Here is a 25,348-nt window from a genome sequence, read left to right on the forward strand (position 1 = left end):
TTTAACAGAGACAAGGGGGATAGGGGGATCAAATTAGGAATTTAGGTGGCGTTAGCCAAAACATTTGCGATCGCCCTAGAGGCGAACCTGTTTCTGGTAATGTCAAACCGATAATACCTGCTTTTTTTAATACTAATCTGCCCAGTGCTTGGTTGCCGATGAGCATTGATGCCCACTGTCCTAAATTCGGTTCGTGTCCGACTACAGCTAGCTTAATGCTGTGCGGATATTGCTGCTGCTCTAACCAATCTAGCCAAGCAGAAATATTGCCATTAGGAGCAAGATGTACAGACTCTTGCCATTGGCTGCTAAGTTGCGATTCTACAAGAATTTCCGCTGTTTGACGCGATCGCACTAATGGGCTAGTCAAAATCAAATCGAAGCGCAAACCCAACGAATACAGCTTTTTCGCTACTTGCTGAGTTTTTTCCTGCCCTTGCGCCGTTAGACTTCGCAATTGGTCAGGGCGATCGCTCGTTCGTTCTTGGGCAATACCATGTCTAATTAAGTACAATTCCATTGGAAAAAATGGTAGGGCGCAATCCGCCGCGCCCGTGCAAAGGAAAAATAAAAGTCTACTCAGTTTGAATTGGGTTATCTCTTGGATTAACTAATCGCAATAGTTTTTGTTTAATTTGCGAGTCATAGACTTCCCATTTCATCTTGGCGTAGGCAGAATTTTCATTAGAGCCTGACAAAAAGCCCATCGGAATTTCAAAACCACCTGCACCAGTACGCCCGCCACCAAAAAAGCGCCCTTGATTGTCTTGTCCAAAGGCTTCTTTAATAAACTCATCGGGATCTAGAGTTAATTTGGTAGTTCTGAGCGAACCAATTACTACTTCTAATTCTTCATCCTCATCGTGAACGATACCGTAGACTACTGCTGTATGCACGTTTTCTTCAGTAACAATAAAATCTGCTGCTTGGGGAATTGCATCGCGATCGTCGTAGCGCAGGTAGCCAACGCCTGCAATTGAGAAGTTATTTTGCACGATCCGATTTTTTAGCGATCGCTCGATTACATCCATCACCCGTTTAGAGCGATTGGCTTGCAATATGGCATTAAGTAGTTGCGAGTCATAAAACCTACTTAAATAACCTGCGGCTAAGAAATCTTCTTCCTGCGCTTGCATCAATCTATTAGTATCGGAGCGCAAGCCATGCATCAAGGCTGTAGCGCACTTCACATGATGGTTGATGCTGTTATCTAATGCCAGCATTCCTGCTTGCAAGTATTGAGTAAAAATTGTTGCTGTCGCTCTTACCGAAGGACGCAAATCACTAAACTCAGCTTTGAGTTCTCCTTGCAAGCTGTGATGATCTACGACGACGACGATGGGAATGCCTGCTTCTTGCACTAATGACATCAACTGGCTAGTTGTTCCTTGGTTGTCAATTAGAGCGCAACCTTTATAGATTGATAAATCTTTGCTCTTGGTAGTTTGCAACGTCCAACGGTGGGCGGGTAAACCAGTAAGTTTAACTAGGGCAATATTTTCCTGATGGCTCAAAGTGCCAGCATAAATAATATCGCACTGAATGTCGTACTGTTCTGCCATTAATTGATACGCCCAGGCAGATGATAAGGCATCTGGATCGGGAAAATCTTGGAGAATTACTAACTGACGCTCGTGCTGGTGTTTTTCAAAGGTTGCTCTAAGCGCTTCTATCTTCTGGCTTGGTAATAAAATACAACGCTGCCCTATATGAGTGCCATCGCCGTTTGCTGGCGTAGAAGCAGGTGAGTGATGCGTCGGATTATCTGTTTCTATATCTGGGGAATGTTCTTTGGGTATGGGTTCTACAGTTATAGGCAGATTGTCAAGCACTTTTAGGGAGTTTAACTGCATAAAGGTTAGGTTTTTCTTGAGTGTGAGGAGGAGAAACTGTAAATAAGGCTAAAATTGACGCGCGGATTTTGGAGGTCTCCTCCAAAATTAGATAGCGCGTTGACAACCTTAGTATTTGAACCACACACTACGATCTTTGCAAAAAATTTGCTTTATGGCATTTTTTTGGGTTATATCTCTAGATATAAATGTCTAAACCAAGCTTGCGCTACAGCCCAATAATATATTTTTGCCATTCTTGATGCAGCCCGCTCTTTAAGTGTTTGCTGACTTCGAAGTACAAACTACTGTATGGTTTGCGCGGTTGATGAAACAATAACATATGTGCTTCTTGCGGCGTGCGACTGCCTTTTTTGACGTTACAGCGGACGCAGGCTGTCACCATGTTTTCCCAGGTATCGCCACCGCCACGCGATCGCGGAATGACATGATCCAAGGTCAAATCTTCACCTGTGTAGCCGCAGTATTGACAAGCGTGACTGTCTCGGTGCAAGATGTTACGGCGAGTCAAGGGAATTTCCTTGTACGGCACGCGGACAAAGTGCCGCAGCCTAATCACGGTCGGCAGGTTAAAGTCTGAGTAAATCAGCTTACCGTTGTGTTCTACCTGCTCTGCTTTACCTTTGATTAATAAGACAGCCGCTCTTCGCCAACTTGTGATGTTGAGCGGTTCGTAGGAGGCGTTGAGAACTAAAACCTTCGCCATCGATAACAGCAAATCGTCAGCTTTTTTACAGATGGTAACACACTTAAAGAAGTTGTGTACTTTTTTGAATGGCAAAAATTAGCGAATAGTTTTGGTCGTCCATCTGTATGATTGTTTGCGACTACCAGAGCGGATCTGTACTCGTTTGTTCGCGGGTTGCTTTCTAAACAATTTGGTGCGCTTAATTACTTTTCTTTGCATCCGCGTAATTTGTCTAGATTGCACTCGTGTTGTAGTTTTTTTACTAATGCGTAGCAATCGCTTTGGCGCAGTAGTAGAACGACGCATAATTAGGCGTTGATTTACGGACGACGATCGCCTAGCCGTAATTGGCGCTATTCGCTTTAACCGGACTACTTTTTTAGTATTTGTCTGCGCTGCGGCGCGTCTAGTTTTGGCTGCAGCAGTATTCCGTACTGGTACTCGTGTCTGTACGAGTCGTTTTATGGGCGTTGCGCGTCTAGCTACAGAAATTGTGCGTCTGGTGGGGGCGGTTGCTACTTGTCTGGTTACAGGTGTTACTCGTGGATAAGTAGGACGTTTTACCAGGGTTGTCCTATTTACAGGCATTTTTGCTGTAGCTGTTTGTAAAATTGGCTCTGTTTGCTCTTGCCAGTAAGGAGTAGCTGGAACTTGCTTGGCAAGAATAATCGCTTCTTGCCATTTTCCTCTACTTAAAGCGCTTTTGGCTGCTTGCAGCGATGAATTATTTTTTACCCAATCTTTGCGCCACTGGGCGATCGCGCTTTGTGCTTGCCCGTATATTGGACTAATATTCGGGATATTTTGCGCTAAGGCTATTGCTTCATCTAACTTTCCCGACTGGTATTTATTGTTTGCTGTGGCTAAAATGCTTTGCGACCATTGCTTAATTAATGGTTGAGCTTGTTGGTAAAATGGACTATTTTTAGGTAAAGAGCTAACTTGAGCAATCGCTGTTTTAAATTCTCCCGCCTCGGCAAGTTTTTTTGCTTGTGCTAGCTTGCACTCTAACAAAATATCTTGCGCTTGCGCGTATAGGTGCGAACTTTGAGGAATTTTGGCAGCGCTAGTAATACACTGAGTCGATTTTCCTGTTGCTTTCAAGTTTTCTACTTGCTCGAAGGTTTTTTCTATTTGCTGCGGTTGCCAGTAAATTGTGTATCCTGCTACTAAGCTGATAGCTGCTGCAGCCATTGTTGCGCCAATGCGGAGGTAGTATTGCTGGTGAGGAGTTGCGATCGCCGCATATTTTGCTTTGACACTACTTGCTAGTTGACTGGGTTTTGCAGGTGAAACGACCGTTGGTTGGAGAGTGCTACTGCTGGTTACTTGTAAATTAGCTTGGTGGGGATAAATAACTGTAGTAGTGGTTGCTGCTGATTCTACTGTTACTACTGCTTGAGCGCTATTTTGATTTGACGGCGCGATCGCTCTAGCTTCTCCTACTACATTTACCTTACCGTTATGCTGGGGCGGTTTTGCTGCTGAAATTAACTGCGTTGGTAGATAAAAAATTGCTATTTGCTCGATTTCTGCTAAAGCTTCTGCTGCACTTTCATAGCGGTCTTGGAAATGGTAGCGCACCATTTTAGTTAAAATTGCTGCAAGCGCATCGCTAACTTGAGCGTGATGCTGCCAGATAATTTCTCCAGTTTTGGCATCTTCTTCTAACTGTACTGGATGCATTCCTGTTAGTGCTTGAATGGCGATCGTTCCTAGAGCATATAGATCGCTATTAGGGCGGGGTCTACCACGCGCTTGTTCGATTGCCATATAGCCTGGCGTACCAATACCCACAGTGGCGGGAACTTCAATTTCTGTAGTATCTGTTTCTGCAAGTCCTATTTGCGTCCAAGGTTGCTTGACAGAGCCAAAATCTACTAAAACTAATTTGCGATCTTGTTCGCGTTGAATAATGTTGCTAGGTTTAATGTCGCGATGAATAAATCCGTGATTGTGAACAAATACTAAAATGCCTAAAATTTCTTGTAAAAATAGGCATACTTGGCTTTCGCTCCATCGTTGATTTGGTTGCAACTTATCGCTTAATGGGTGTCCGGGAATAAAGTCTTGGACTAAATAAAATTCTTGATTTTCTTCAAAGTAAGCGAGTAATCTGGGAATCTGCTCGTGATGTCCTAGCTTTTCTAATGTTTCAGCTTCAGCTTGAAAAAGTCTTCTCGCGTTTTGGAGGAAGGTGTAGTTGCTAGTTGCAGGTTGGAGGTGTTTGACTACACATTTGGGCTTTCCTGGTCTGTGTGTATCTTCAGCAATGTATGTTTGGCTAAAGCCACCTATACCCAAAATTTCCGCAATTTGGTAACGCCCGCCTAGCAACCTATCAATCATTATTTTAGTTCTCCAGCCATAGTTAGATTATATGACACACCTAGAAGATATTTTTCTTTATTGTTTATTTATAACCATAGATATACGTGTATTTTCCTAGTATTGGATTGAAAAAATTATTAGAGTTTAACGCTCATTTTTAACATTTAATATCTATTAAGTAGTGGTAGGCATAATCATAAAATAGTTGCAGGTAAGCTTTGCTAAAGAAATAGTGAAAAGCTTATAAAATGGCTTAATAAAAATTTTGCCATAAAATTGCAGTTATACAAGCAAATTTGTCAAAATTGAAGCGATCGCTAAAAAGCGGTGTTAGCCTAAACCAGATCTAACATTCTTTTAATTTAGCTATTGCATACAGCAAAATCAAGCCAACGTAGGCGATCGCCACTGTAATAACCTCATCAATAGCTATGGCATTTCCAGGATTAATCCTTGGTAGTTTATGTTTTGCCCTGATAGTAGTTTCTTTCCCAGGCGTGCTGGCACAGCGCGATCGCATTTCTCCAGGGCAAATTGACCGCATGACGCAAGTCACCGCAGCAATCAATTCCTGGCTGGGAAAACTGAGTGTAGATACAATTAGCGGCGGTCATTCGCGAATAGTTTATTGTGTTGCTATTAGCCCAGATAGTCAATTATTGGCTAGCGGTAGCGGCGATCGCACGATCAAAATTTGGAGTTTAAGCCAGAGAAAGCTAATGCAAACGCTGGTAGGACATTCAGATTGGGTAAGTGCAGTTGCTTTTAGCCCAGATGGGCGGACTTTAGTTAGTAGCAGCGGCGATAAGACAATTAAGTTATGGAACTTGCAGACTGGGCGATCGATCCGTACTTTGGTAGGACATTCAGATTGGGTAAGTGCAATTGCTTTTAGCCTTAATGGGCGAACCCTTGTTAGCGGTAGTGGCGATAGAACTATTAAAATATGGGATTTAAAAACAGGGCGAGTTAGGCGTACAATTGCGGAAAAAGGAGGAGTAACAGCGATCGCTATTGCTCCCGATGGTAAGACTTTCGCTAGCGGTAGCTACCTTAATACCGTGAAAATTTGGCAGCTTAATAATGGTAAATTGCTCCACACCCTAACAGGACATTCTAGACCAGTTTATGCTGTTGCCTTTAGCCCAGACGGTGAAACTTTAGCTAGCGGTAGTAATGCTGGCGAGGTTAAACTGTGGAGAGTCCAAAATGGTAAATTACTCCGTACCCTTTCTAGTCATAAAAGAGCAGTTGCAGGTGTTGCTTTTAGTGCAGATGGTCAGCTTGTAGCTAGTGGTAGCGAAGATAGAACTATCAAGCTGTGGAATGTGGATAATGGCAAATTAGTTCGCACTCTGTTGGATAACAAAGATGGAGTTACGTCAGTTGCTTTTAGTTCTAATAGCAATACTCTTGCTAATGGTAGTAGAGATAAAACGATTAAGATTTGGCGCGTCTTAGTTGCTAAGTAGTTTTGAATTTCGAGTTTTGAGTTACCCAAAAATTGCTCGTGCTTAAGACTGCAACGTGCAATCCTACTGAACCAACTAGGCTAAAGACAATAAAAGACTTCAGCGCCTCGTCTTCTTTTTCTCGCTGCTGTACAGCGATGCTCGATAAGCCCATACACTATTGCTACTAATTCCCACCTGGTCGCTCAACTTAAGATGCATTAGAAGTCATTGTCAAGAGGAAAATGCTGGTTTTTAGTTGCTGCAATCCAGTAACAATATCCTCAAAGCAGCTAATGACAATAGTTTTATCCTTTCCTCTCCCATTTAAAATAAGTTTGTTTGTTATCAATTATTTGCAATTGCTTGACATTAGTTCGCATTAGATTTACTTTTTCTTGAGAAGTAGTTTCAGCTTATTGTGAGTTGGGATGTTTCCTAAAAATTTGTCCTAGAAATAAAAAATGGGAATTAGTAATCTTTTTGCTGCAGGTGGCGTAGTTATGTGGCCCCTGCTAGGATTTTCGATAGTAGCGATCGCTTTAATTGCCGAACGTTTGATTTTTTGGTTCCGCATCAACAAAAGGCAGCCGCGTGTAGTTAGAGATGCAATGTCTTACTACAGACACGATCCTGACACTGCTTTAAAAAAACTCAAGCAAAACGCCGATTTACCAATTGCGCGGATTTTCTTAGCAGCCTTAGAACTAGAACAACCAACACCAGAAGAATTTCGTCTAGCTTTAGAAAGCGAAGCGCAAGCAGAAATTCCGGTACTCAAGCGGTTTAACACTGTATTTGAAACTATTATCAGTCTTGCTCCTTTACTTGGATTATTAGGAACAGTTTTAGGATTAATTTACTCTTTTGCTTCGTTGCGATTGGGCGATGTGGGCGGAGGTCAAGCTGGAGGCGTGACATCAGGAATCAGCGAAGCATTGGTTTCTACTGCTTCGGGGTTAATTGTGGCAATTTTCACGCTGCTATTCTCTAACGCTTTTCGCGGCTTTTATATTCGCCAAATAGCGCTAATTCAAGAATATGGCGGTCAGTTAGAATTACTTTACCGTCGCTATTATGAAAAAGGAAGCAGATATGCGTCTACCCGATGAGCCAGAAGTTCCCGCACAAATTAACATCGTGCCAATGATCGATGTGATTTTTGCTATTTTGACATTTTTTATTATGTCAACGCTATTTTTAACTCGCTCTGAGGGGCTGTTAGTAAATTTACCGCAAGCATCCTCGGCGAAAGTTCAGCCTTCAACGCCGATTACAGTTACTATTGACGCGCAAGGAAATATAGCCCTTAATCGCAAAACAGTACCAATTGATGCACTAAGTACCCAAGTTGGGCAATTAATTAAACCGAATCAAGAAACCCTAGTAATTGTCAATGCCGATAAAGCTGTCAATCACGGGCAAGTTGTCACAGTTATGGATCGAGTCAGGCAAATTCCAGGAGCGAAACTGGCGATCGCAACTCAAAGACCTTAGCTTTTAGATCGCAATCTAGTCACAGCGATGAGAGTCGCAGCGCTAAAATTATTAAGCACTGTTTACGCGCTGCTGCTATGTCTCATACTGCTGATATGCCCAATGCTCAGGTAGAGTCTACTAACGGTCATCTTTTAGATCGAAGCAATACTATTCGCATTCGCGGCGCTAGACAGCACAATCTTAAAAATATCGATTTAGAATTACCGCGCGATCGCTTGATTGTTTTTACAGGCGTTTCTGGTTCAGGTAAGTCTTCTTTGGCTTTTGATACGATTTTTGCTGAAGGACAGCGCCGTTATGTAGAATCCTTGAGTGCTTACGCGCGGCAGTTTTTGGGGCAGCTAGATAAGCCGGATGTAGAGGCGATTGAAGGCTTGAGTCCAGCTATCTCTATCGATCAAAAATCTACTTCTCACAACCCCCGTTCTACTGTAGGAACGGTTACTGAGATTTACGACTATTTACGCTTGCTATTTGGACGGGCTGGCGAACCTCATTGCCCGATATGCGATCGCTCGATTGCCCCCCAGACTATCGATCAAATGTGCGATCGCATTCTGGAGTTGCCAGACGGTACGCGCTTCCAAATTTTAGCCCCTGTTGTCCGAGGGAAAAAAGGCACGCATCGTAAATTACTTTCTTCTCTCGCTTCTGAAGGTTGGATTAGGGCAAGGGTAAATAACGAGGTCAGAGAGCTATCTGACAACATCGAGTTAGATAAAAATTATACACATACTATAGAAATCGTTATTGATAGGCTAATTAAAAAGCCTTCTATTCAGGAGCGTTTGACTGATTCGCTGGCTACTTGCTTGCGGCTTTCTGGGGGAATTGCAGTTGTAGATGTATTAAATGATACATCATTTAGTGCAGGCGGAGTCCGACAAGATAGTAAATATATAGATACTAGCACAAAAATTGAAAATGAAAACCCCGATTTAGCTGCTACAAATGCAGACAATTCCTATCAACAAAACGAGCTAATTTTCTCAGAAAACTTTGCTTGTCCAGTACATGGCGCTGTGATGGAAGAATTGTCACCGCGACTATTTTCTTTCAACTCTCCTTACGGCGCTTGTCCTAACTGTCATGGTTTGGGTAGTTTGCAGAAGTTTTCGCCAGAATTGGTAGTACCAGATCCGCAAGCACCAGTATATGCAGCGATCGCTCCTTGGTCAGAAAAAGACAACTCTTACTACCTATCGTTGCTCTATAGCGTCGGACAAGCTTATGGCTTTGAGATTCAGACCAATTGGAATAAGCTCACACAAGAACAGCAGCAAGTAATTTTACACGGCAGCGACAAACCAATTTGGATAGAAGATCGTAAAGATCATCGGCGTTATGCAGGCGTAATACCTATACTCCAGCGCCAATACAGCGAAGCATCTGACTTGCAAAAGCAAAAGTTAGAACAATATTTAATTGCTCAACCTTGCGAAGTCTGCCTTGGTAAGCGTTTAAAGCCAGAAGCATTATCAGTACGACTAGGACAGTATCATATTATCGATTTGACAAGTAGCTCGATTCGGGAGTGCCAGCATCGCATCAATACCATGAAACTAAGCGATCGCGCTTTTCAAATTGCTGACTTGGTACTGCGAGAAATCAAAGCTAGGCTGCAATTTCTCCTTGATGTAGGTTTAGACTACCTGACTCTAGATCGCCCAGCAATGACGCTTTCAGGCGGCGAGGCGCAGCGAATTAGACTTGCAACGCAAATCGGTTCTGGTTTAACTGGCGTACTGTACGTTTTAGATGAACCGAGTATTGGATTGCATCAACGAGATAACGGGAGATTGCTACAAACTTTAACTAAACTGCGCGACTTAGGAAATACGCTGATTGTTGTCGAACACGACGAAGAAACAATTAGAGCAGCAGATTATTTAGTAGATATTGGTCCTGGTGCTGGGATTCACGGCGGCTATATTATTTCCCAAGGCAACTTAGAGGCATTATTAACAGCAAAAGATTCGCATACAGGTGCGTACTTATCAGGACGAAAAGTAATTGAAACGCCAAAAGAGCGGCGAGAAGGTAACGGGCGATCGCTTTCTATCAAGCAAGCGCATCGCAACAACCTAAAAGATATCGATGTCGATATACCTTTGGGTAAACTTGTCTGCGTTACTGGTGTTTCTGGTTCGGGAAAATCTACACTAATTAACGATTTACTTTATCCAGCATTGCAGCATCAACTAACGCGCAAAGTCCCACTACCGCAGGAATTAGCCGAAATTAAAGGACTTAATGCCGTTGATAAAGCGATCGTGATTGACCAATCTCCAATTGGACGTACTCCGCGTTCAAATCCAGCAACTTATACAGGTGTATTTGACGTTATTCGCGAAGTATTTACCCAAACAATTGAAGCTAAAGCCAGAGGATATAAAGCAGGACAATTTTCTTTTAACGTCAAAGGCGGACGTTGCGAAGCTTGCTGCGGACAAGGGGTAAATGTGATTGAAATGAACTTTTTACCCGATGTTTACGTGCAGTGCGAAGTATGTAAAGGTGCAAGATATAACAGGGAAACTCTGCAAGTCAAGTATAAAGATAAATCAATTGCTGACGTGCTGAATATGACAGCAGAAGAGAGTTTAGAGTTTTTTACTAATATTCCTAGAGCTTTTAGTAGGTTGCAAACATTGGTAGATGTAGGCTTAGGTTATGTCAAGTTAGGACAGCCAGCAACAACTTTATCTGGTGGTGAAGCGCAGCGGGTAAAATTAGCATCAGAGTTATCGCGTCGCGCTACAGGGAAAACTTTGTATTTAATTGACGAACCAACTACAGGTTTATCATTTTATGACGTGCATAAATTACTAGATGTATTGCAACGTTTGGTAGATAAAGGCAATTCAATTTTAGTCATCGAACATAACTTAGACGTAATTCGTTGTTGCGATTGGGTAATAGATTTAGGACCAGAAGGCGGCGATAAAGGCGGCGAAATAGTTGCAGTAGGAACACCAGAACAAGTAGCAAATAACGATCGTTCTTATACAGGTCAATATTTAAAACAAGTATTGCAACAGCATCCACCTAAATGAACTTCTCACCTATTTTAATCTTCTGCAAACAAGGCTTCTAAATCCTGACGACCATTGACTACTCGCAGAATGTTAACACCATCATCTACAACCTGATAAAGAATAATGTATCCATTTAGCGGTAAGCCTCGCAAGTATAAGCTGATATAGTTATAACTACGTCCTATATTAGGAAATTTCGCCAAATAGAGGCATTTTTAATTAAATTCTCGAAATAGTTTCTCTCCTGCTTCCACATTGCGTTCTAAAAAATATTCTGCAATACGATTTAAATCTTGACTTGCAGAAGGAGCAATAATAAAACGGCTCATTTATGCTCCTCACGAGCCTGTCTAAACCGTTCTAGAATCTGATTGACGACCGTCTCACCGTCTAGTCCTTCGCCGCGTTCGAGTTCTGCTGTAGCAACATCTACCTGTGCGCGGACTTCTTCAATCCACTGACTGGATTCACTACCTAGGTTGTCAAGTAGACGAAATGCGACATCAATCACTTCATCTGCATCAGTAAATTTACCAGAGGAAATTTGTGCTTGAATAAATTGTTGATGTTCGGGTTTAAGTAAAATTTTCATTAGAGCAAATTCCTAGTAAAGATATATCTATCACGCTTGTTGTTACTTAAAATTGTAATAGTGCGATCGCCACTTGTAGGTGCGTTGCACAGGCAAGCACTCTACTTATTCGTAACTTCAATATAAATATGCTCTAACCTTACTGGTGTTCTGGCAATTGATTCTAAGTTAATACCTTCAAAGCAAGCAATAATTTCTTTAAGTTCTAATTGTTGTGGCAACCAAAAAGCTAAATCTCTGCCGTATCGCCTGTAAGTAAAACCGCATTTATTACCAAGTGCGATCGCTTTTTCTTCTTCTTGCGTCTGTATAGTCACAATTTCTGTAGCTGGAATGCGCTGGCGCAATTGTGCTAAACTCCCTTCTGCTAATATTTTCCCAGCTTTTAAGATGCCAATGCGATCGCACAAACGTTCTGCTTCGTCTAGTAAGTGAGTAGTAAGTAATATTGTCATTCCTGATTGTTTTAGCTGTTTAATTAACTCCCACATTTGGTAACGCGCTTCAATATCTAAACCTGTAGTTGGTTCATCTAATATTGCTAATTTTGGTTTGTGGACAAGAGCAACTGCTATATTTAACCTTCTTTGCATTCCGCCGCTCAATTTTTCTACAGGAGTTGTGGCGCGATCGCTTAAATTAACAGCAGCCAAACACGCTTTTACTTGTTGCTGGCGTTCTTTTCCTGTTAAACCGTACAACTTAGTGAAGAAGTTGAGATTTTCTTGGCAAGACAGAGTTTTATAAAGTAGATTTTCTTGGGGAGCAATACCAATTAGCTGTTTAGTCGAAGCTGAAATTGGGCGATCGCAAATAGTAACTTTGCCACTATCTGCTTGCAGCAAATTACAAATGATATTTATAGTCGTAGTCTTACCCGCGCCATTTGCTCCTAGTAAGCCGTAAATTTCTCCTGGTTGAATCTGTAGCGATAAATCATCGAGTACCGATCGCTTGCTGTAAGCCTTACTTAAATTTTCAATTTTTAGCACTGCTTCTACAACCTTCTTTCTACTGTCAACATCCGCCTGTAAGACAACCAACCACCGCCAACCATCAAGACTGCAAACCCACATAAAAACCAAAAGTGATTAGCAATAGCCTCTATTTCATCGCCTCTTGCAGAAACCCCTAGCAAAGCTTCATTCATGTGGTAAATCGGATTAAAACGCGCAATATTTAGCAATAATTTGGGAAATAGAAAAGTAGGTACAAATGCCCCTCCCAAAATTAATAAAGGTACGCCAAAAGCAGCCACCAAAGAATTTACATCCTCAGTTCGCCGCGCCAACTGCGTACCCAAAATAAAGCCTAAACCTACATAGGCAGCAATACTCAAGAGAATAATTATTCCTCCTAAAAGCATAGAACCATTAAAACTTGCTCCCCAAAAAGCAGCAACAGCGTACACTAATAGCGTTTGTCCAATCCCAATGCAGCTATGAGCTAAAAAAATTCCTAAAAAATAGGAAGTACCACTTAAGGGCGATACAAATAATCGCTTGAGCGTCTGCTGTTCGCGCTCAGAAACAACGGTAGCGACACTTCCACCCAAACAGCTAAAAAATAGTGCCGCGCCTACAAGCGTCACGGGGGCGGATCTTTCTAAAGCTTGAGCCATTGACAATGACGCTCTTTCTGCAAAAATTAATCCGTTGAGTAATAGTACAGAAATAGGAAAAATACTCCAAAACACTAAACTGCGCCGCCGTCGCCATAATTCAATTAAAATTCGCTGCGTCACAGCTAGGGTTTCTCGCCAATATTTCATATCAAGTTGAGCTTTGATGAATCAATCTCCATACTCCCAATTACCGCCCATCTCTCGCCGCACTGTGCTGAAATTATTTGGTGTTGGTACTGTAGGCGGTTTACTCGGATATTCTCGCTTTAGCAAACCACAACCTACAGTTTTTCAGCAAGATGTTTTAAAGTTACCGCAGCAATTAGATAAGCCTTTAAGTGTAGTTGTAGTTGGTGCTGGACTTGCGGGTTTAGCCTGCGCTTACGAACTAAGTCAGCGCGGTTTTGCAGTAACGCTGTTAGAAAAGTCGTCTTTACTTGGCGGTAAGGTTGCTAGTTGGCAAATCGATGTCGGGGATGAAGCTTTTAGGATGGAACATGGCTTTCATGGCTTTTTCCCCCAATACTACAACCTCAACAACTTAGTTGCAGAGTTAGAAATTAAAGATAATTTTCAGTCTTTAAATCGCTATAGCGTGCTTTATCAAGATAGTAAGTATAAACCAGAGGTATTTTACCCCAGTAGTTCGGCTTTTCCTTGGAATATGGTCGATTTGGCTGTAGCGTCTCCAAATCTATTGCGTTGGGGAATTAATTTAACTAAGTTAAAACATTTGCAAGTATTCCAAGCAATTACTGGTTTTCAAATCCAAAAAAGCTTTGCTAGGCTAGACCGCATTTCTGTTGCTGATTGGGTAAAATCTGACTTTCCCCAAGGGTTGTACGACTTATATTTTCTCCCATTTGCTAAATCTAGCCTCAATGCTCCCGATTTAATGAGTGTGGGGGAACTGATGCAGTTTTTCCACTTCTATTTTTTCGGTAATCCAGAAGGCTTGGCTTTTAACGGTACGCGCGATGATATGGGTACGAGTTTAGTTCAACCAATTGCCGATGCGATCGCTCAAAAAGGTGGCAAAATAGTCACAGGTGCAACTGTAGATAAAATCCATTTATCTCCAGGAAAAATAGATTATTTATCTTACCAACAAGGCGAATCAAGCGTTCCCTTTTGGGTAGAACGCAACAATGCAACTCAATATTACGGCGCAGGCGATCGCGTATTTGCAAATATTCCTGAATCTTCTGAAGCTATCTCGCTTACTTGCACTCATCAAGGTTGTACGGTAGCTAAAGCTGATGATGGTAAATTCCATTGTCCGTGTCACGGCGCAGTTTTTGACAAAGAAGGAAAAGTATTAAAAGGTCCTGCAACTAAAGATTTACCGCGATATCAAGTTATCCAGCAGCAAACAGATAAATTGCAATTAGCCGCCATACAACAATTGCAGCAAAATCCAGAAACAATTAAGGCAGATTATTACGTATTTGCTACAGATGTTCCTGGAGTAAAACAACTATTTAACCGCACAACTGGGGAAGTAGATGATAAAGTGCGATCGCAAATCGATAAACTAGCTGTAGCCGATCCTTTTGCTGTATGTCGTTTTTGGTTCGATAGCGACTTTGACTGGGAACACAGCAATTTTACATCTCTATCTGGATACAAACTAACTGATAGCATCACTCTCTACCACCGAATTCAAACGCAATTTATCGACTGGGCAAAAAAAACTGGTGGTAGTGTAGTAGAGTTACACGCCTATTGTTACAAAGAAAAAGACTTTCCCACCCAGCAAGCACTACTAACGACATTTCAGCAAGAACTCTACCAAATAGTACCGCAGCTAAAACAAGCCAATATCTTGCACCGAGAATTAGTCAATCAAAAGAATTTTGCAGGCTATCCACCCAATAGTTATGCATTTCGCCCAGAAACCAGCACAGAAATATCTAACTTATTATTTGCAGGCGATTGGGTAAAAATGCCATTTCCCAGCGGCTTAATGGAAAGAGCAGTCAGCAGCGGCTTACTAGCAGCTAATGAGATTTTACATCGCCAAGGCTTGCAAAGGCGATCGCTTTTTTCGGTAAATCCAGAAGGTTTATTCAATATTTGATAAATAATGACCCAATATCGGGCATATTGCATTGTTTCTCACCTACGAGCGTAATGCATTACGCCCCTACATTCAACTATTAAATTTCTATGATAGATATTCGCACTTGTGGAATCGATTTAAATTGCTGGTATGTAGTTGCCAGCAGCAGCGAAGTTAAGGATAAGCCTGTAGGAGTCACGTTATGGGAAGAAGCGATCGCATTGTACCGCGACTCTCAAGGTAAAATTCATGCATTGAGCGATCGTTGTCCGCATCGTTTAGTCAAACTCAGTCATGGTAATGTTATCGATGACTTATTAGAATGCTCTTATCACGGCTGGCGCTTTGATGATAGTGGTAAATGTACAGCAGTTCCTTATTTAGCAGCCAATCAAAAGTTGCCCAATTGTCAAATTCGTTCCTACCCAGTAGAAGAACGCGATGGGTTTATTTGGTTATTTCCAGGTGATGCAACTTTAGCAAAACAGCAACCTCCTTTAAGTATCCTAGAATGGGAACATCTCAACTATATTGCTACTGTTTCAGTAATTGATTGTGCAGCCCATTATTCGTACTTAATTGAAAACTTGATGGATATGTATCACGGTCATTTGCATAACTCTTATCAAGCATGGGCAGATCCAGTTTTACAAGATATTTATACGGATGAATTGCGTGTAGATGCACGTTATCAGGCACAAAGTTATTACAAAATTGATAAAATCTGGTCAATTTCCCAGCTATTTATTCCAGCTTTGCGGCGGTTGCATCCAGAACCATTAAATGTTAGCTATATCTATCCGCATTGGGTTTCAAATTTGGGTGAAGACTTCAAAATTTACTGTTTATTTTGTCCTATAGATAGACGAAAAACTCGCGCTTATTTAATTCATTTTACTTCTTTAAATTCCTTCTGGCGCTTGCACAAATTACCCGTTGCATTTCGCCGCTTTGTTAAAAATCGTTTATTTGGTTCGGCGCAAAAGCTACTTGATGGCTTAGTCAAACAGGATGTTCAAATGATTGAGGAAGAACAACAAGCATATTTAAATTTACCAACCCAAAAAACTTATGAGTTAAATAAAGCTTTGATGAGCGTGCAAAAGCTAATATTAACTAAAGCAAAGCCAGACAATATAAAGCCTATTGGTACTTGTAAACTAGATAGTTTTAACAGCTTATAAAAGTGAGTTTTTGAACTTTTTAGATATAGCTTTGAGATATGTAACTTGTTGTTCGAGACTAGGCAAATCTACAAGCATTTCAATTATGGAGTCAAATCGTTGGGGAGTTATTTTACTTTGGGTTAAATCCTCACAGTTTATTCTCCCGTATAATTCTTGCACGAGCAGTTGAACAACATCTTTATGAGCAATTATCGGAGTACCTTCTGCTTGCAATCTTTTTTTGTCAACTCCCCATCTTAAAGTATTTAATAGCTGGTATGTAGAACTCCAGGCAAAACTAGAACGAACTATATCTTTTACAACTATTGCTAAGTAATGCTTAATTTCAATATCTGCTAAGTTTGAATTATTTAATAACTCTTGAAATATTAATAAATGTCGATTGAGTAGTTCTAGGTTAAACGGAGCAATTTCCGTCACTAATATATCTCCAGAAGGATCGACAGTTGTAAATTTTTCTTCTAAAGCATTGACTAATAAGTGAATTTCTGTAGGTTTATACCAGTCAAATTGACCTAAAAAGAAAAGTTCTTCATAACCAGGTATTAACCCCTGAAAGTATATTGGTATACTCTGCCCCGATTGAAGGATTTTATAAAGGGCAATTTCTAAAGTTTCAGTAGGCCAACCTAGATTGCGGACTGTTAAAAACTTTAGCTTACCTGGCTGAGATAAAACTAAAGCATTTAGTAACAAATGTACGGCTTCTCTACCATTTTGCCCAACTATATATCGTTCGGGGGCGTGAAGATTGACAATCTTACCTTGCTCGATCTTATCTTCTATTTGTTGGCACACCGAACTATTATCTAACATATGCGTAAACCGCACCATAGAATAAGTAGTGTCACCTTGGAGTGCAGCTTGCAAAAACTGCCATTCAGCAACTTTTTTAGATGCAGCATAAACTTCAGAGGTGAAGTATCTCGAAGCTTTACCAGTTGAAGAAAAAACACACTGCTGCACGCCGTAACTCTCGCACAGTCGAATAATATTTTGAATGCCAAAAATACTGGTACTAACAGTTTCGTGGATTTTGATTTCAGCTAACCAAGGCAGACGTTGGGCAGCTAAATGAAAGACAATACTAGGCTTTTCTAACTCAAATATTGATTTAAGGGCATTATAATCTCGGACATCAGCAGCGTACATTACTGCTGGTACTTGCTTATCAGTTGTTAATTTAATCGCCGAACCGTCTGTACCGCGCTGTTTATCGACTGAAACTATCCGCTTGACTCCAAGTGTAGCCAGTTTGGCAACTAATTGACTGCCAACACAGCCTTCGCCGCCAGTTACAAGTATTACTTTATCGTAAACTAAGCTACTAACTTCTGCTTGATATAAGTGAATACTACGAGTTAACACATCGCCAAAAGGGTCTTCTGTTAATTTCCCTGTAGCTATATAAGCTTGAATTAAATCTGCAGTTAATACTTGTAAATCTGCAAGAACTGTAGGACATTGAGGTTCTGGAGAACCTGGCGGTACTAAGTCCTGTATAGCTTTAACAATTTCAGCTTTGCTAGTATTGTTAAAGGGCGATCGCTCGATCTTAGTCTTCACTCTTTTTTAAGAAAATTTAGTATAGATGACTGCTACTATATTTTCTTCGACATTGATAGCGATCGTCAAATAAATCACTTTCTTCTGTAAAAAACACTGAATTAACTAGCTACAATTTTGCGCTACTACTTTCGCACTACAAAAATCAGCCAATAGTTGTAGCAAACCATACATTAGACTTGAACAAATAACTAATTTAGTTTAATCTGCATTTGGCATAGTTAATTTGACCAGTTAGTAATAGGTACAAGCCAAGCTTGCGCTCCAAATTATGAGCGCGGAAAATCAAGAAATTGATTCATTATTGAAATCCATATTCTTTCAAGTATGGGGATCAACTGGTCACTGGTTACTGCTAAAAGTAATATTGGGTTAATTTGTGATGTTTGTTCACTTAATTGCAGACTACGGTAACGGCGATCCAGCATTTGCAGAAGTTACCCAAAGACTTTTAATGGCTTTACCCAATGCTCAAATTCAATGCGTTTCCGTTCCACCATTTAGCACATTGGCTACAGGTTTTTGGATTGCTCAACTGGGATTAAATCCTGGTGCGAACGATCGCTTAATCTATCACAACTGCGCCCCCCGTCAAGATGACTCAGAACCAAGGATGGATAATGAAGGAGAAGGATTGACTTATGCCTTATTACCTAATGATGTCAAAGTAGTAGGAGTGCTTGCAGGTTATACTCTATCGTTTATTAAAGATCGCGCCCAGGTAATACAGACAGTAAAAGTATCGCGTGGCGGTTCGCAATTTCGTTCCCGCGATGTCTTCCCGATGGCGGCGACAGCTATAGCTAAAGAAGATTTCAGCTTATTAGGCGAACAATTAGCTGCAAGTCAAATACCTGATGCCCCAAGCGATCGCGTAGCCTGGATTGATGGCTATGGTAATATCAAAACTACAATTGCATCTCATACTCTCAATCTCCAACCAGAATCAAAAGTAGTTATCAGAGTCGGGGATGTAGTCAGCGATGCAGTATACTCTGACGGTAGTTTTAGAGTTCCAGAAGGAACTTTAGCATTTAGTCCTGGTAGTTCGGGTTGGGATGCTGGCGGTACAACAATTCGGTGGATGGAATTATTTTTACGAGGTGGTAATGCTTGGGAACGTTTTGGCAAACCGCGTGTAAATCAAGTAGTGACGATTCTAGGTTAAGATACAGGCGATCGCCCAAATAAGCGATCGCTCCTTACTAAAATTTCTAATATGCGATCGCTTGTCAAGGTTTTCTGCGTAGCTGTTATCGTTACAATTGGCTACCAACACCAAACACTGTCACTAAATTTAGCCAGCCTACAACGCTCTGCAAAAGTTTACAATATTTCCCAGCGATCGCCGAATACTGCGCCCAGATATCAGTTAACTAATTTAGCAGTAATAAAAAATGCCTTTAATCGGCGCATCAGCAATATACAAGTTTTGGTGCAAGGCAAAGTAATTGCTATCTTACCAGACGATCTTCGAGGCGATCGCCATCAAAGATTTATTATCAGATTAGCGAACTTACAAACCTTACTAATTAGCCACAACATAGATATTGCACCACGAGTCAAAGATTTAAAGATGGGCGACTCACTATATATTTATGGTGAATATGAGTGGAACGCTAAAGGCGGAGTTATTCATTGGACGCACCGCGATCCTAAAAAGCAGCACATCGACGGGTGGATAAGGAAAAATAACATTACTTATCAACAGAGTATGCAGAAGTTAAAAGTAAGCTAATTAGTTACCTTTGTAAAAGCGATCGCATTCACCCTAATGCACCTAAATATACCTATAGGCGCTACTAAATCATAGAAACCAACTACTAAACTTACCCTAAAACACCTTAATATGACCTATCTCGAAACCGCAGCCCAATTTTACAGTGAAGTCGCCCAAACCCCACAAATCGGGCTGTGTTGCGTGCAAAGCACTCCTTTGCAACTACCAGGGCTAAACATCCCCACGCAGATGCAGGAGATGAACTACGGCTGCGGTACTACCGTCCACCCTACCGAACTTGCCAATCAACCGACAGTGCTGTATGTAGGCGTTGGTGGTGGTTTAGAAGCATTGCAATTTGCTTATTTTTCTCGCCGTACTGGTGCAGTAATAGCTGTAGATCCCGTTGCAGCTATGCGCGAAGCAGCTAGTCGTAACCTGCAAATAGCCGCCCAAGAAAATACTTGGTTTGACACGAGTTTTGTCGAACTCAAAGCTGGAGATGCTTTTAATTTACCTGTTGCTGATGCTTCTGTAGATGTAGTTGCCCAAAATTGCCTGTTCAACATCTTTGAACCTGCAGATTTATCTAAAGCATTGCAAGAAGCTTATAGAGTGTTAAAACCAGGCGGACGCTTGCAAATGAGCGATCCTATTGCTACTCGTCCTATTCCCGCACATTTGCAGCAAGACGAACAATTGCGGGCGATGTGTTTGTCAGGCGCATTAACTTATGATGAATATATGCAGCGGATTATTGATGCTGGATTTGGGCAAATAGAAGTGCGATCGCGTCGTCCTTATCGGCTGTTAGATAGTCAAAGTTACAACTTAGAAGAACATTTACTTTTAGAAAGTCTCGATTCTGTATCTTTCAAAGTACCAATTGCTGAAGATGGTGCTTGTATTTTTACAGGCAAAACAGCTATTTATACTGGGGATAGAGAAATTTTTGATGATTCCGCAGGGCATATTTTGCAACGTGGCGTACCAGCCGCAGTATGCGACAAAACTGCTAATAAATTTGCTCGTTCTATGCCAGAAAATGTAATCGTTACTAATTCTACGTGGCATTATGATGGTGGTGGTTGCTGTTAAGTAAAAATAGATGAGGAAGCAAGCATTTAAAAGTTTCCTCTCTTCCAAAACATATAAAATTTTATGATTCAAACATCAATCAAAGCATTTAAAGACCAACTATCTGCGCCGCTAACTAAACAACAAATAACTACCTTACAGATTAATTTAGGTAAGCGTTGTAACCTTGCTTGTAAGCATTGTCACGTAGAAGCGGGACCAAAAAGAACAGAAGAACTTAGTCCAGAAATATGCCAGCAGTTAATTGAGGTAATTAACAAATTTCCTCAAATTCAAACTGTAGACTTAACTGGTGGTGCGCCAGAAATGAATTATGGATTTAAGCCACTGGTAGAAGCTGCAAGAAGAGCAAACAAGCAAGTAATTGTCCGTTCTAATTTAACTATATACTTCGTTCCAGGCTTTGAAGATTTACCAGAATACTGTGCCAAACATCAAACAAAAATAGTTGCTTCATTGCCCTGCTATTTAGAAGACAATGTAGATAAAATGCGTGGCAAAGGTGTTTATAATGATTCTATTGCTGCTATACAAATTCTTAATAGATTAGGTTATGGCAAAGATGCAAACTTAGTCTTAGATTTAGTATATAATCCACCGATTCCTAACTCAGAAAAATTTGCTTTAACTCCAGATCAAAAGAAGCTAGAGCAAGATTATAAGTCATACTTGCAGAAACATTTTGGCATTGTTTTCAATAACTTATATACGATTACAAACTTACCAATTGGCAGAACTAAATTTCAGTTAGAACATAAGAAATTGCACAAGCCTTATCTGCAATTTTTAGAATCAAACTTTAATGCTGGCACAGTAGAACATTTAATGTGTAGAAATGAGCTTTCTATAGACTATTTAGGTAATGTCTACGATTGCGACTTTAACCAAATGGAAAACTTACCTGCTAGAACGTGCAGTGGAGAAAAACTCACAGTAGCAAAACTACTAGAAGCTGGAACTTTAGATTTAATTGAGGAGATAAAAACTGCGCCTTATTGCTACGGTTGCACGGCGGGGAGTGGTTCTAGCTGTGGTGGAGCGTTAGTATGACAGTGACCAGTGAGCAGTTAAATACTATAACTGGATATTGCTTAAATGAATTGCCAACTTAGTCAAACCTTACTATAGATAGACTAACTGCCTAGTAATTGAGTGTTATCTGTAGAGGGTTAGCACTCAAGTAGAAGTAATGGACGATCGCCAAGATAATATCAAGAAGCTGCACGATCTAATTAAAGATATTAGATTTGCCATGCTAACCACTATTGAAGATGATGGCACGTTACGCAGCCGCCCGATGGCAACTCAAGAATTTGAGTTTGACGGCGATTTATGGTTTTTCACTGCTGCTGATGCAGCCAAAGTAAAGGAAGCACAGCACGATGGTCATGTTAACGTGAGTTACTCAGATCCGCACAATCAAAAGTACGTTTCGGTATCGGGAAAAGCCGAACTTGTACGCGATCGCGCCAAAATAGAAGAGTTATGGAATCCTTTATTTAAAGCTTGGTTTCCCGACGGTTTAGACGATCCCAATTTAGCGCTACTTAAAGTCAACGTTGATAAAGCTGAGTATTGGGATTCGCCATCTAGTAAAGTTGTGCGCCTGTTAGGTTTTGCCAAAGCGCTAGCTACAGGTAAGCCTATTGGTAATCCTGGTGACAATGCCAAAATAGAATCGTTGTAGAAGCATCGCATTTAGCACCGTAACTTGCGGTGCTTTATACTTATTTTCGAGCTACTACAAAGAAAGCCGTTGCATCATTCCATATTCCTTTATCTGTAGCTAAAGCCTCAAGTTCTGCTAAGTATTCAGCCTTCACTTGCGCTATTTTTTCTGGTGGTAGTTCAAACACTTGATATCCACAAGCACTATTTGAGTTTCCTTGCCAAGCACTTTGAGCTTCGCTAAGATAAAAGCCAAACTGTTCTGTATGAATTTGTATATCTTTAAAACCTGCATTCTGGAGCATTTCTACGCACTTTTCAGGCGTACCGAGAATTTCGTTAGGATTGGGGACTGTAACGCCGTAATCTTGCAACTTGGCTCTATATAAAACAGATATTGTCATAGCTGTTTCGGCAAAACAAGAAAATGCGACTATTCCCCCCGATCGCAAAAAGCGATACCACGATCGCAATGCAGCAGGAATATCGGTTAAATAGGCAAGTGCAGACGAACATAATATCGCATCAAAGCTGTTATCGGGAAAATTGAGATAGTCTGCATCTGCTTCAACAAGTTCTATATTTTGCAAACCTACAGCATCAATTTTGCTTTGTGCTTGCTTCAGCATTCCTGACGATATATCTACGCCGATTACTTTACCTTCATTACCGACAATTTTTGCAGATGCGATCGCAACTATCCCCGTACCAGTAGCTATATCTAAAACTTTTTGCCCCTTTTGCAGCTTTGCAAGTTCTACTAGGCGGTTAGCAAAGCGATAACGCCATTCGTTTTCGTAATTGGTTCTAGAATCAAAGTCAGCAATTATTCTCTGCTTATACTCGCTGATATCTGGCATAAAACCCTCATAATTTTAACCAATTAAATAGATCGGCTACAGTTAGCCGTAAATCTGCAACCAAATCGGGAACAGGTAATACATCATTTTGGGTTAATAATCTTGTTTGCTGTTTTGCTGGATAAACTAGCACAGATTTTTCATCTTAAAACTTTTTTCATAATCCAATTTTGAATAATATGTACGCCAACTTGCTCAAATCCTAGCTTTTGGTACAAATGTAGAGCATTATCATTTGTTGAATCGCAACTTAAGGAAATATGCCCGTAACCATCTGTTTTTGCTTGTTCGAGGAGACGGATTAGTAAAGATTTTCCTACGCCTTTATTTCTGTAATGAGGGAGAATAGCGATCGCAATTTCAGGAGTATTATCGTCTACATAACCGTAACCTGGATTATCTGCTGTAAAAAGACGATACCAAGCTGCACCTATAGGGATTTGAGCATTTATTGCTATGAAAGCGCGATCGCTTTTATGCCCCCAATCCCGCACATATCTTGCTAAATCGGGAGTTTGCAAAACATCCCTAGAAGGCAAAGCTTTTCCCTCACGCACGCAACGCAAGCTGCGAATCTCGTACAACATATCCCATAAAAATGAGATATCCTCTTGCTCTATTGCTCTAATAGAATAAAAACTCATTTTAGATATTATCTTAACTGTTGAACAAATTGCTTAAGCTTGTCCTCATCTAACTTGCCATCACTACGAACTCCACTACACAGATCGAGTCCAAAAGGACTAACGCGCTGTACTGCGAGAGCAACATTTTCAGCATTCAGTCCACCTGCTAAAAAATTGGTAAATTTACCTGCTTGCGGATCTCTCTACTCAATTCCCAATTATGAATGCGTCCCGTACCGCCTAATTCTTTGATTGCTAATGATTGATTTCCTGAGTCTAAAAGAATTGCATCTACATAATGGGATACTTCAATTGCTTCTTGCACAGATTCTTCTGAATTTACGTGAATTACTTGAACAATAGCAATGCCTGGTAAGCTTTCTCTAATATCTTGATAGCTACCAGATATTAAGCGATCGCAAATCTGTACTGTATTTGTTCGGCAGTATTTTAACTGTCTAATAATGTCTTGAGAGTCTTGACTACAAGTAAGTAGAAAGGTAGCAATTGGAGGAGGAACTTGAGCCACGATTCTAGCAATTAGCTCCTCAGATATAACACCTGGACCGCTAGGCATATTAGAGACAAAGCCCAAAGCAGATGCACCGTACTTAATAGCAGTCCATGCTTCCTCTACGCTACTAATGCAGCAGATTTTAACTCGTAGAATTGCTGTTTTTTCCATATGCTTGTTATGTAATCGATTCTGCTTTGCGTATTTACTAAGCAGACGTAATAAATTTTATTTTATCACGTCCTAAAGTTATAAAAAAGTAGAAGTGTCCGCTTTCATTTATCCCTTAACGCAAACAACTTGTTTTAGAGTTGCGACAATTTCCACTAAATCGGATTGATTGCTCATCACCCTATCTATAGACTTATAAGCGCCAGGAATTTCATCCAAAATGCCTTCATCTTTGCGACATTCTACGCCCTTTGTTTGCTCGATTAAATCATTTAGCAAGAGTAATTTTTTCCTTGTATTAGTCAAAACTCCTCACTATGTTTTTGCTCATGACAATTTGCACACAGAAGATCGCATTTACTTACTTCTTCAATAATAGAATCCCAAGATTTTACAGTAAGTAAATGCATGGTAAATAGTTTAGTAGCTGGATCTCTATGGTGAAAGTGAAATATACAAGCATTTTTACCGTTGTACTCAATTCCACAGTTAAGGCATTTTCCTCCACTTAGGAGAACAAGTTTAACTTTACGCTTGCGATGATACTGTTTTTTGTACTCCATCCTCTGCGCTCTGTTTCTATGATTCCACTCACGCTTAAACTGAGTCGGATCTTCATATTTTCTTATGGTATTGTGACCGCTAATATATTTCTTAGGTCTACCATATTTATCTCGATCCTTAATTTTTGTTTCACAACCACAAGCACACTCAATCCAATTGGCTTGTTCATAAAGTTTTTGATAATGTTTTTGTTTAGTTTCTTTACTACTAGCGGTCATTATGTATCTTTAAATAT

27 protein-coding genes and 1 pseudogene are annotated in these 25,348 nt (G+C 40.6%); 11 read left to right on the plus strand and 17 right to left on the minus strand.

Features of this window, described 5'->3' with window-relative positions; genetic code table 11:
* Positions 1-28: 28 nt before the first annotated feature.
* The 4 genes from sixA to UH38_RS12155 all read right to left on the minus strand — a co-directional run bounded on the left by sixA (position 29) and on the right by UH38_RS12155 (position 4,890).
* Positions 29-520, minus strand: a complete 492-nt coding sequence (gene sixA / locus UH38_RS12140; RefSeq protein WP_045054914.1) for a phosphohistidine phosphatase SixA — start codon at positions 518-520, stop codon at positions 29-31.
* A 55-nt stretch (positions 521-575) separates the two neighbouring features.
* The gene (locus UH38_RS12145) at positions 576-1,853 is read right to left on the minus strand and encodes a DHH family phosphoesterase (RefSeq protein WP_045054915.1); all 1,278 of its coding nucleotides are present in this window, start codon (positions 1,851-1,853) and stop codon (positions 576-578) included.
* Positions 1,854-2,061: 208 nt separating this feature from the next.
* The gene (locus UH38_RS12150) at positions 2,062-2,559 is read right to left on the minus strand and encodes an HNH endonuclease (RefSeq protein WP_045054916.1); all 498 of its coding nucleotides are present in this window, start codon (positions 2,557-2,559) and stop codon (positions 2,062-2,064) included.
* Between the two features lie 78 nt (positions 2,560-2,637).
* Positions 2,638-4,890, minus strand: a complete 2,253-nt coding sequence (locus tag UH38_RS12155; RefSeq protein ID WP_052672362.1) for a serine/threonine-protein kinase — start codon at positions 4,888-4,890, stop codon at positions 2,638-2,640.
* 413 nt (positions 4,891-5,303) lie between these two features.
* On the opposite strand from UH38_RS12155, the gene UH38_RS12160 reads away from it, so the two are divergent.
* Positions 5,304-6,344, plus strand: coding sequence for a WD40 repeat domain-containing protein (locus tag UH38_RS12160; protein WP_045054917.1), 1,041 nt, complete (start codon positions 5,304-5,306; stop codon positions 6,342-6,344).
* On the opposite strand, the gene UH38_RS26745 is transcribed toward UH38_RS12160, so the two are convergent.
* A complete protein-coding gene (locus UH38_RS26745; protein ID WP_160295953.1) occupies positions 6,337-6,498 on the minus strand; it encodes a hypothetical protein in 162 nt (53 codons plus the stop codon). The genes UH38_RS12160 and UH38_RS26745 overlap by 8 nt on opposite strands.
* A 289-nt stretch (positions 6,499-6,787) precedes the next feature.
* Between UH38_RS26745 and UH38_RS12165 the strand changes: the two genes are divergently transcribed.
* From UH38_RS12165 to uvrA, 3 genes are all read left to right on the plus strand, one after another.
* The gene (locus UH38_RS12165; protein ID WP_045054918.1) at positions 6,788-7,435 is read left to right on the plus strand and encodes a MotA/TolQ/ExbB proton channel family protein; all 648 of its coding nucleotides are present in this window, start codon (positions 6,788-6,790) and stop codon (positions 7,433-7,435) included.
* A complete protein-coding gene (locus tag UH38_RS12170; RefSeq protein ID WP_045054919.1) occupies positions 7,419-7,820 on the plus strand; it encodes an ExbD/TolR family protein in 402 nt (133 codons plus the stop codon). Before UH38_RS12165 ends, UH38_RS12170 begins: the two co-directional genes overlap by 17 nt.
* Before the next feature lie 95 nt (positions 7,821-7,915).
* Complete coding sequence (gene uvrA, locus UH38_RS12175; protein WP_045054920.1) at positions 7,916-10,879, plus strand: excinuclease ABC subunit UvrA; 2,964 nt, start codon at positions 7,916-7,918, stop codon at positions 10,877-10,879.
* Positions 10,880-10,893: 14 nt separating this feature from the next.
* Here uvrA and UH38_RS27230 read toward each other — a convergent pair whose 3' ends face one another.
* The 4 genes from UH38_RS27230 to UH38_RS12190 all read right to left on the minus strand — a co-directional run bounded on the left by UH38_RS27230 (position 10,894) and on the right by UH38_RS12190 (position 13,224).
* Positions 10,894-11,064: a type II toxin-antitoxin system RelE/ParE family toxin gene (locus UH38_RS27230; RefSeq protein ID WP_200892413.1), complete on the minus strand. Its 171-nt coding sequence runs from the start codon at positions 11,062-11,064 to the stop codon at positions 10,894-10,896.
* A gap of 122 nt (positions 11,065-11,186) precedes the next feature.
* Complete coding sequence (locus UH38_RS12180) at positions 11,187-11,453, minus strand: ribbon-helix-helix domain-containing protein (RefSeq protein WP_045054921.1); 267 nt, start codon at positions 11,451-11,453, stop codon at positions 11,187-11,189.
* 101 nt (positions 11,454-11,554) lie between these two features.
* Positions 11,555-12,445, minus strand: coding sequence for an ABC transporter ATP-binding protein (locus UH38_RS12185; RefSeq protein ID WP_045054922.1), 891 nt, complete (start codon positions 12,443-12,445; stop codon positions 11,555-11,557).
* A 5-nt stretch (positions 12,446-12,450) separates the two neighbouring features.
* Entirely contained in the window at positions 12,451-13,224 is a 774-nt protein-coding gene (locus UH38_RS12190; protein WP_045054923.1) for an ABC transporter permease, read from the minus strand.
* A 16-nt stretch (positions 13,225-13,240) separates the two neighbouring features.
* Here UH38_RS12190 and UH38_RS12195 point away from each other — a divergent pair, with 16 nt between their 5' ends.
* Both UH38_RS12195 and UH38_RS12200 read left to right on the plus strand, forming a co-directional pair.
* Positions 13,241-15,157, plus strand: a complete 1,917-nt coding sequence (locus UH38_RS12195) for an FAD-dependent oxidoreductase (protein ID WP_045054924.1) — start codon at positions 13,241-13,243, stop codon at positions 15,155-15,157.
* A gap of 89 nt (positions 15,158-15,246) precedes the next feature.
* Positions 15,247-16,323, plus strand: a complete 1,077-nt coding sequence (locus UH38_RS12200; RefSeq protein ID WP_045054925.1) for an aromatic ring-hydroxylating dioxygenase subunit alpha — start codon at positions 15,247-15,249, stop codon at positions 16,321-16,323.
* Here the strand turns inward: UH38_RS12200 and UH38_RS12205 are convergent.
* A complete protein-coding gene (locus UH38_RS12205) occupies positions 16,318-17,892 on the minus strand; it encodes a polysaccharide biosynthesis protein (protein ID WP_045054926.1) in 1,575 nt (524 codons plus the stop codon). The two genes, UH38_RS12200 and UH38_RS12205, sit on opposite strands and share 6 nt — an antisense overlap.
* Positions 17,893-18,274: 382 nt before the next feature.
* Here UH38_RS12205 and UH38_RS12210 point away from each other — a divergent pair, with 382 nt between their 5' ends.
* The 5 genes from UH38_RS12210 (at position 18,275) to UH38_RS12230 (ending at position 22,397) form a co-directional block, all read left to right on the plus strand.
* Positions 18,275-19,060: an SAM hydrolase/SAM-dependent halogenase family protein gene (locus UH38_RS12210; protein ID WP_045054927.1), complete on the plus strand. Its 786-nt coding sequence runs from the start codon at positions 18,275-18,277 to the stop codon at positions 19,058-19,060.
* 51 nt (positions 19,061-19,111) lie between these two features.
* Positions 19,112-19,630: a DUF3465 domain-containing protein gene (locus tag UH38_RS12215; RefSeq protein ID WP_082065375.1), complete on the plus strand. Its 519-nt coding sequence runs from the start codon at positions 19,112-19,114 to the stop codon at positions 19,628-19,630.
* Between the two features lie 111 nt (positions 19,631-19,741).
* Positions 19,742-20,710 (plus strand): arsenosugar biosynthesis arsenite methyltransferase ArsM, encoded by a 969-nt coding sequence (gene arsM / locus UH38_RS12220; protein WP_045054928.1) that lies wholly within the window; start codon positions 19,742-19,744, stop codon positions 20,708-20,710.
* Between the two features lie 63 nt (positions 20,711-20,773).
* Positions 20,774-21,760: an arsenosugar biosynthesis radical SAM (seleno)protein ArsS gene (gene arsS, locus UH38_RS12225; RefSeq protein WP_045054929.1), complete on the plus strand. Its 987-nt coding sequence runs from the start codon at positions 20,774-20,776 to the stop codon at positions 21,758-21,760.
* Positions 21,761-21,899: 139 nt separating this feature from the next.
* Positions 21,900-22,397, plus strand: coding sequence for a pyridoxamine 5'-phosphate oxidase family protein (locus UH38_RS12230; RefSeq protein ID WP_045054930.1), 498 nt, complete (start codon positions 21,900-21,902; stop codon positions 22,395-22,397).
* A gap of 40 nt (positions 22,398-22,437) precedes the next feature.
* Here the strand turns inward: UH38_RS12230 and UH38_RS12235 are convergent, their stop codons facing one another.
* The 7 genes and pseudogenes from UH38_RS12235 to UH38_RS12255 form a co-directional block, all read right to left on the minus strand.
* A complete protein-coding gene (locus UH38_RS12235) occupies positions 22,438-23,238 on the minus strand; it encodes a class I SAM-dependent methyltransferase (RefSeq protein ID WP_045054931.1) in 801 nt (266 codons plus the stop codon).
* A gap of 7 nt (positions 23,239-23,245) precedes the next feature.
* Positions 23,246-23,371, minus strand: a complete 126-nt coding sequence (locus UH38_RS27880) for a hypothetical protein (protein ID WP_268748882.1) — start codon at positions 23,369-23,371, stop codon at positions 23,246-23,248.
* A 7-nt stretch (positions 23,372-23,378) separates the two neighbouring features.
* Positions 23,379-23,882 (minus strand): GNAT family N-acetyltransferase, encoded by a 504-nt coding sequence (locus UH38_RS12240; RefSeq protein WP_045054932.1) that lies wholly within the window; start codon positions 23,880-23,882, stop codon positions 23,379-23,381.
* An 8-nt stretch (positions 23,883-23,890) separates the two neighbouring features.
* Positions 23,891-24,022 (minus strand): phosphoribosylanthranilate isomerase, encoded by a 132-nt coding sequence (gene trpF / locus UH38_RS28170; protein ID WP_200892420.1) that lies wholly within the window; start codon positions 24,020-24,022, stop codon positions 23,891-23,893.
* Positions 24,023-24,030: 8 nt separating this feature from the next.
* Positions 24,031-24,549 (minus strand): phosphoribosylanthranilate isomerase, encoded by a 519-nt coding sequence (locus tag UH38_RS12245; RefSeq protein ID WP_200892414.1) that lies wholly within the window; start codon positions 24,547-24,549, stop codon positions 24,031-24,033.
* A gap of 108 nt (positions 24,550-24,657) precedes the next feature.
* Positions 24,658-24,825 (minus strand): annotated as a pseudogene (locus tag UH38_RS12250) (RtcB family protein); the annotation flags it as partial.
* Between the two features lie 26 nt (positions 24,826-24,851).
* Positions 24,852-25,331: a hypothetical protein gene (locus UH38_RS12255; protein WP_045054934.1), complete on the minus strand. Its 480-nt coding sequence runs from the start codon at positions 25,329-25,331 to the stop codon at positions 24,852-24,854.
* Between the last annotated feature and the right edge of the window lie 17 nt (positions 25,332-25,348).

The sequence above is a fragment of the Aliterella atlantica CENA595 genome, from assembly GCF_000952155.1.
Taxonomy (GTDB): Bacteria; Cyanobacteriota; Cyanobacteriia; order Cyanobacteriales; family Chroococcidiopsidaceae; genus Aliterella; species Aliterella atlantica.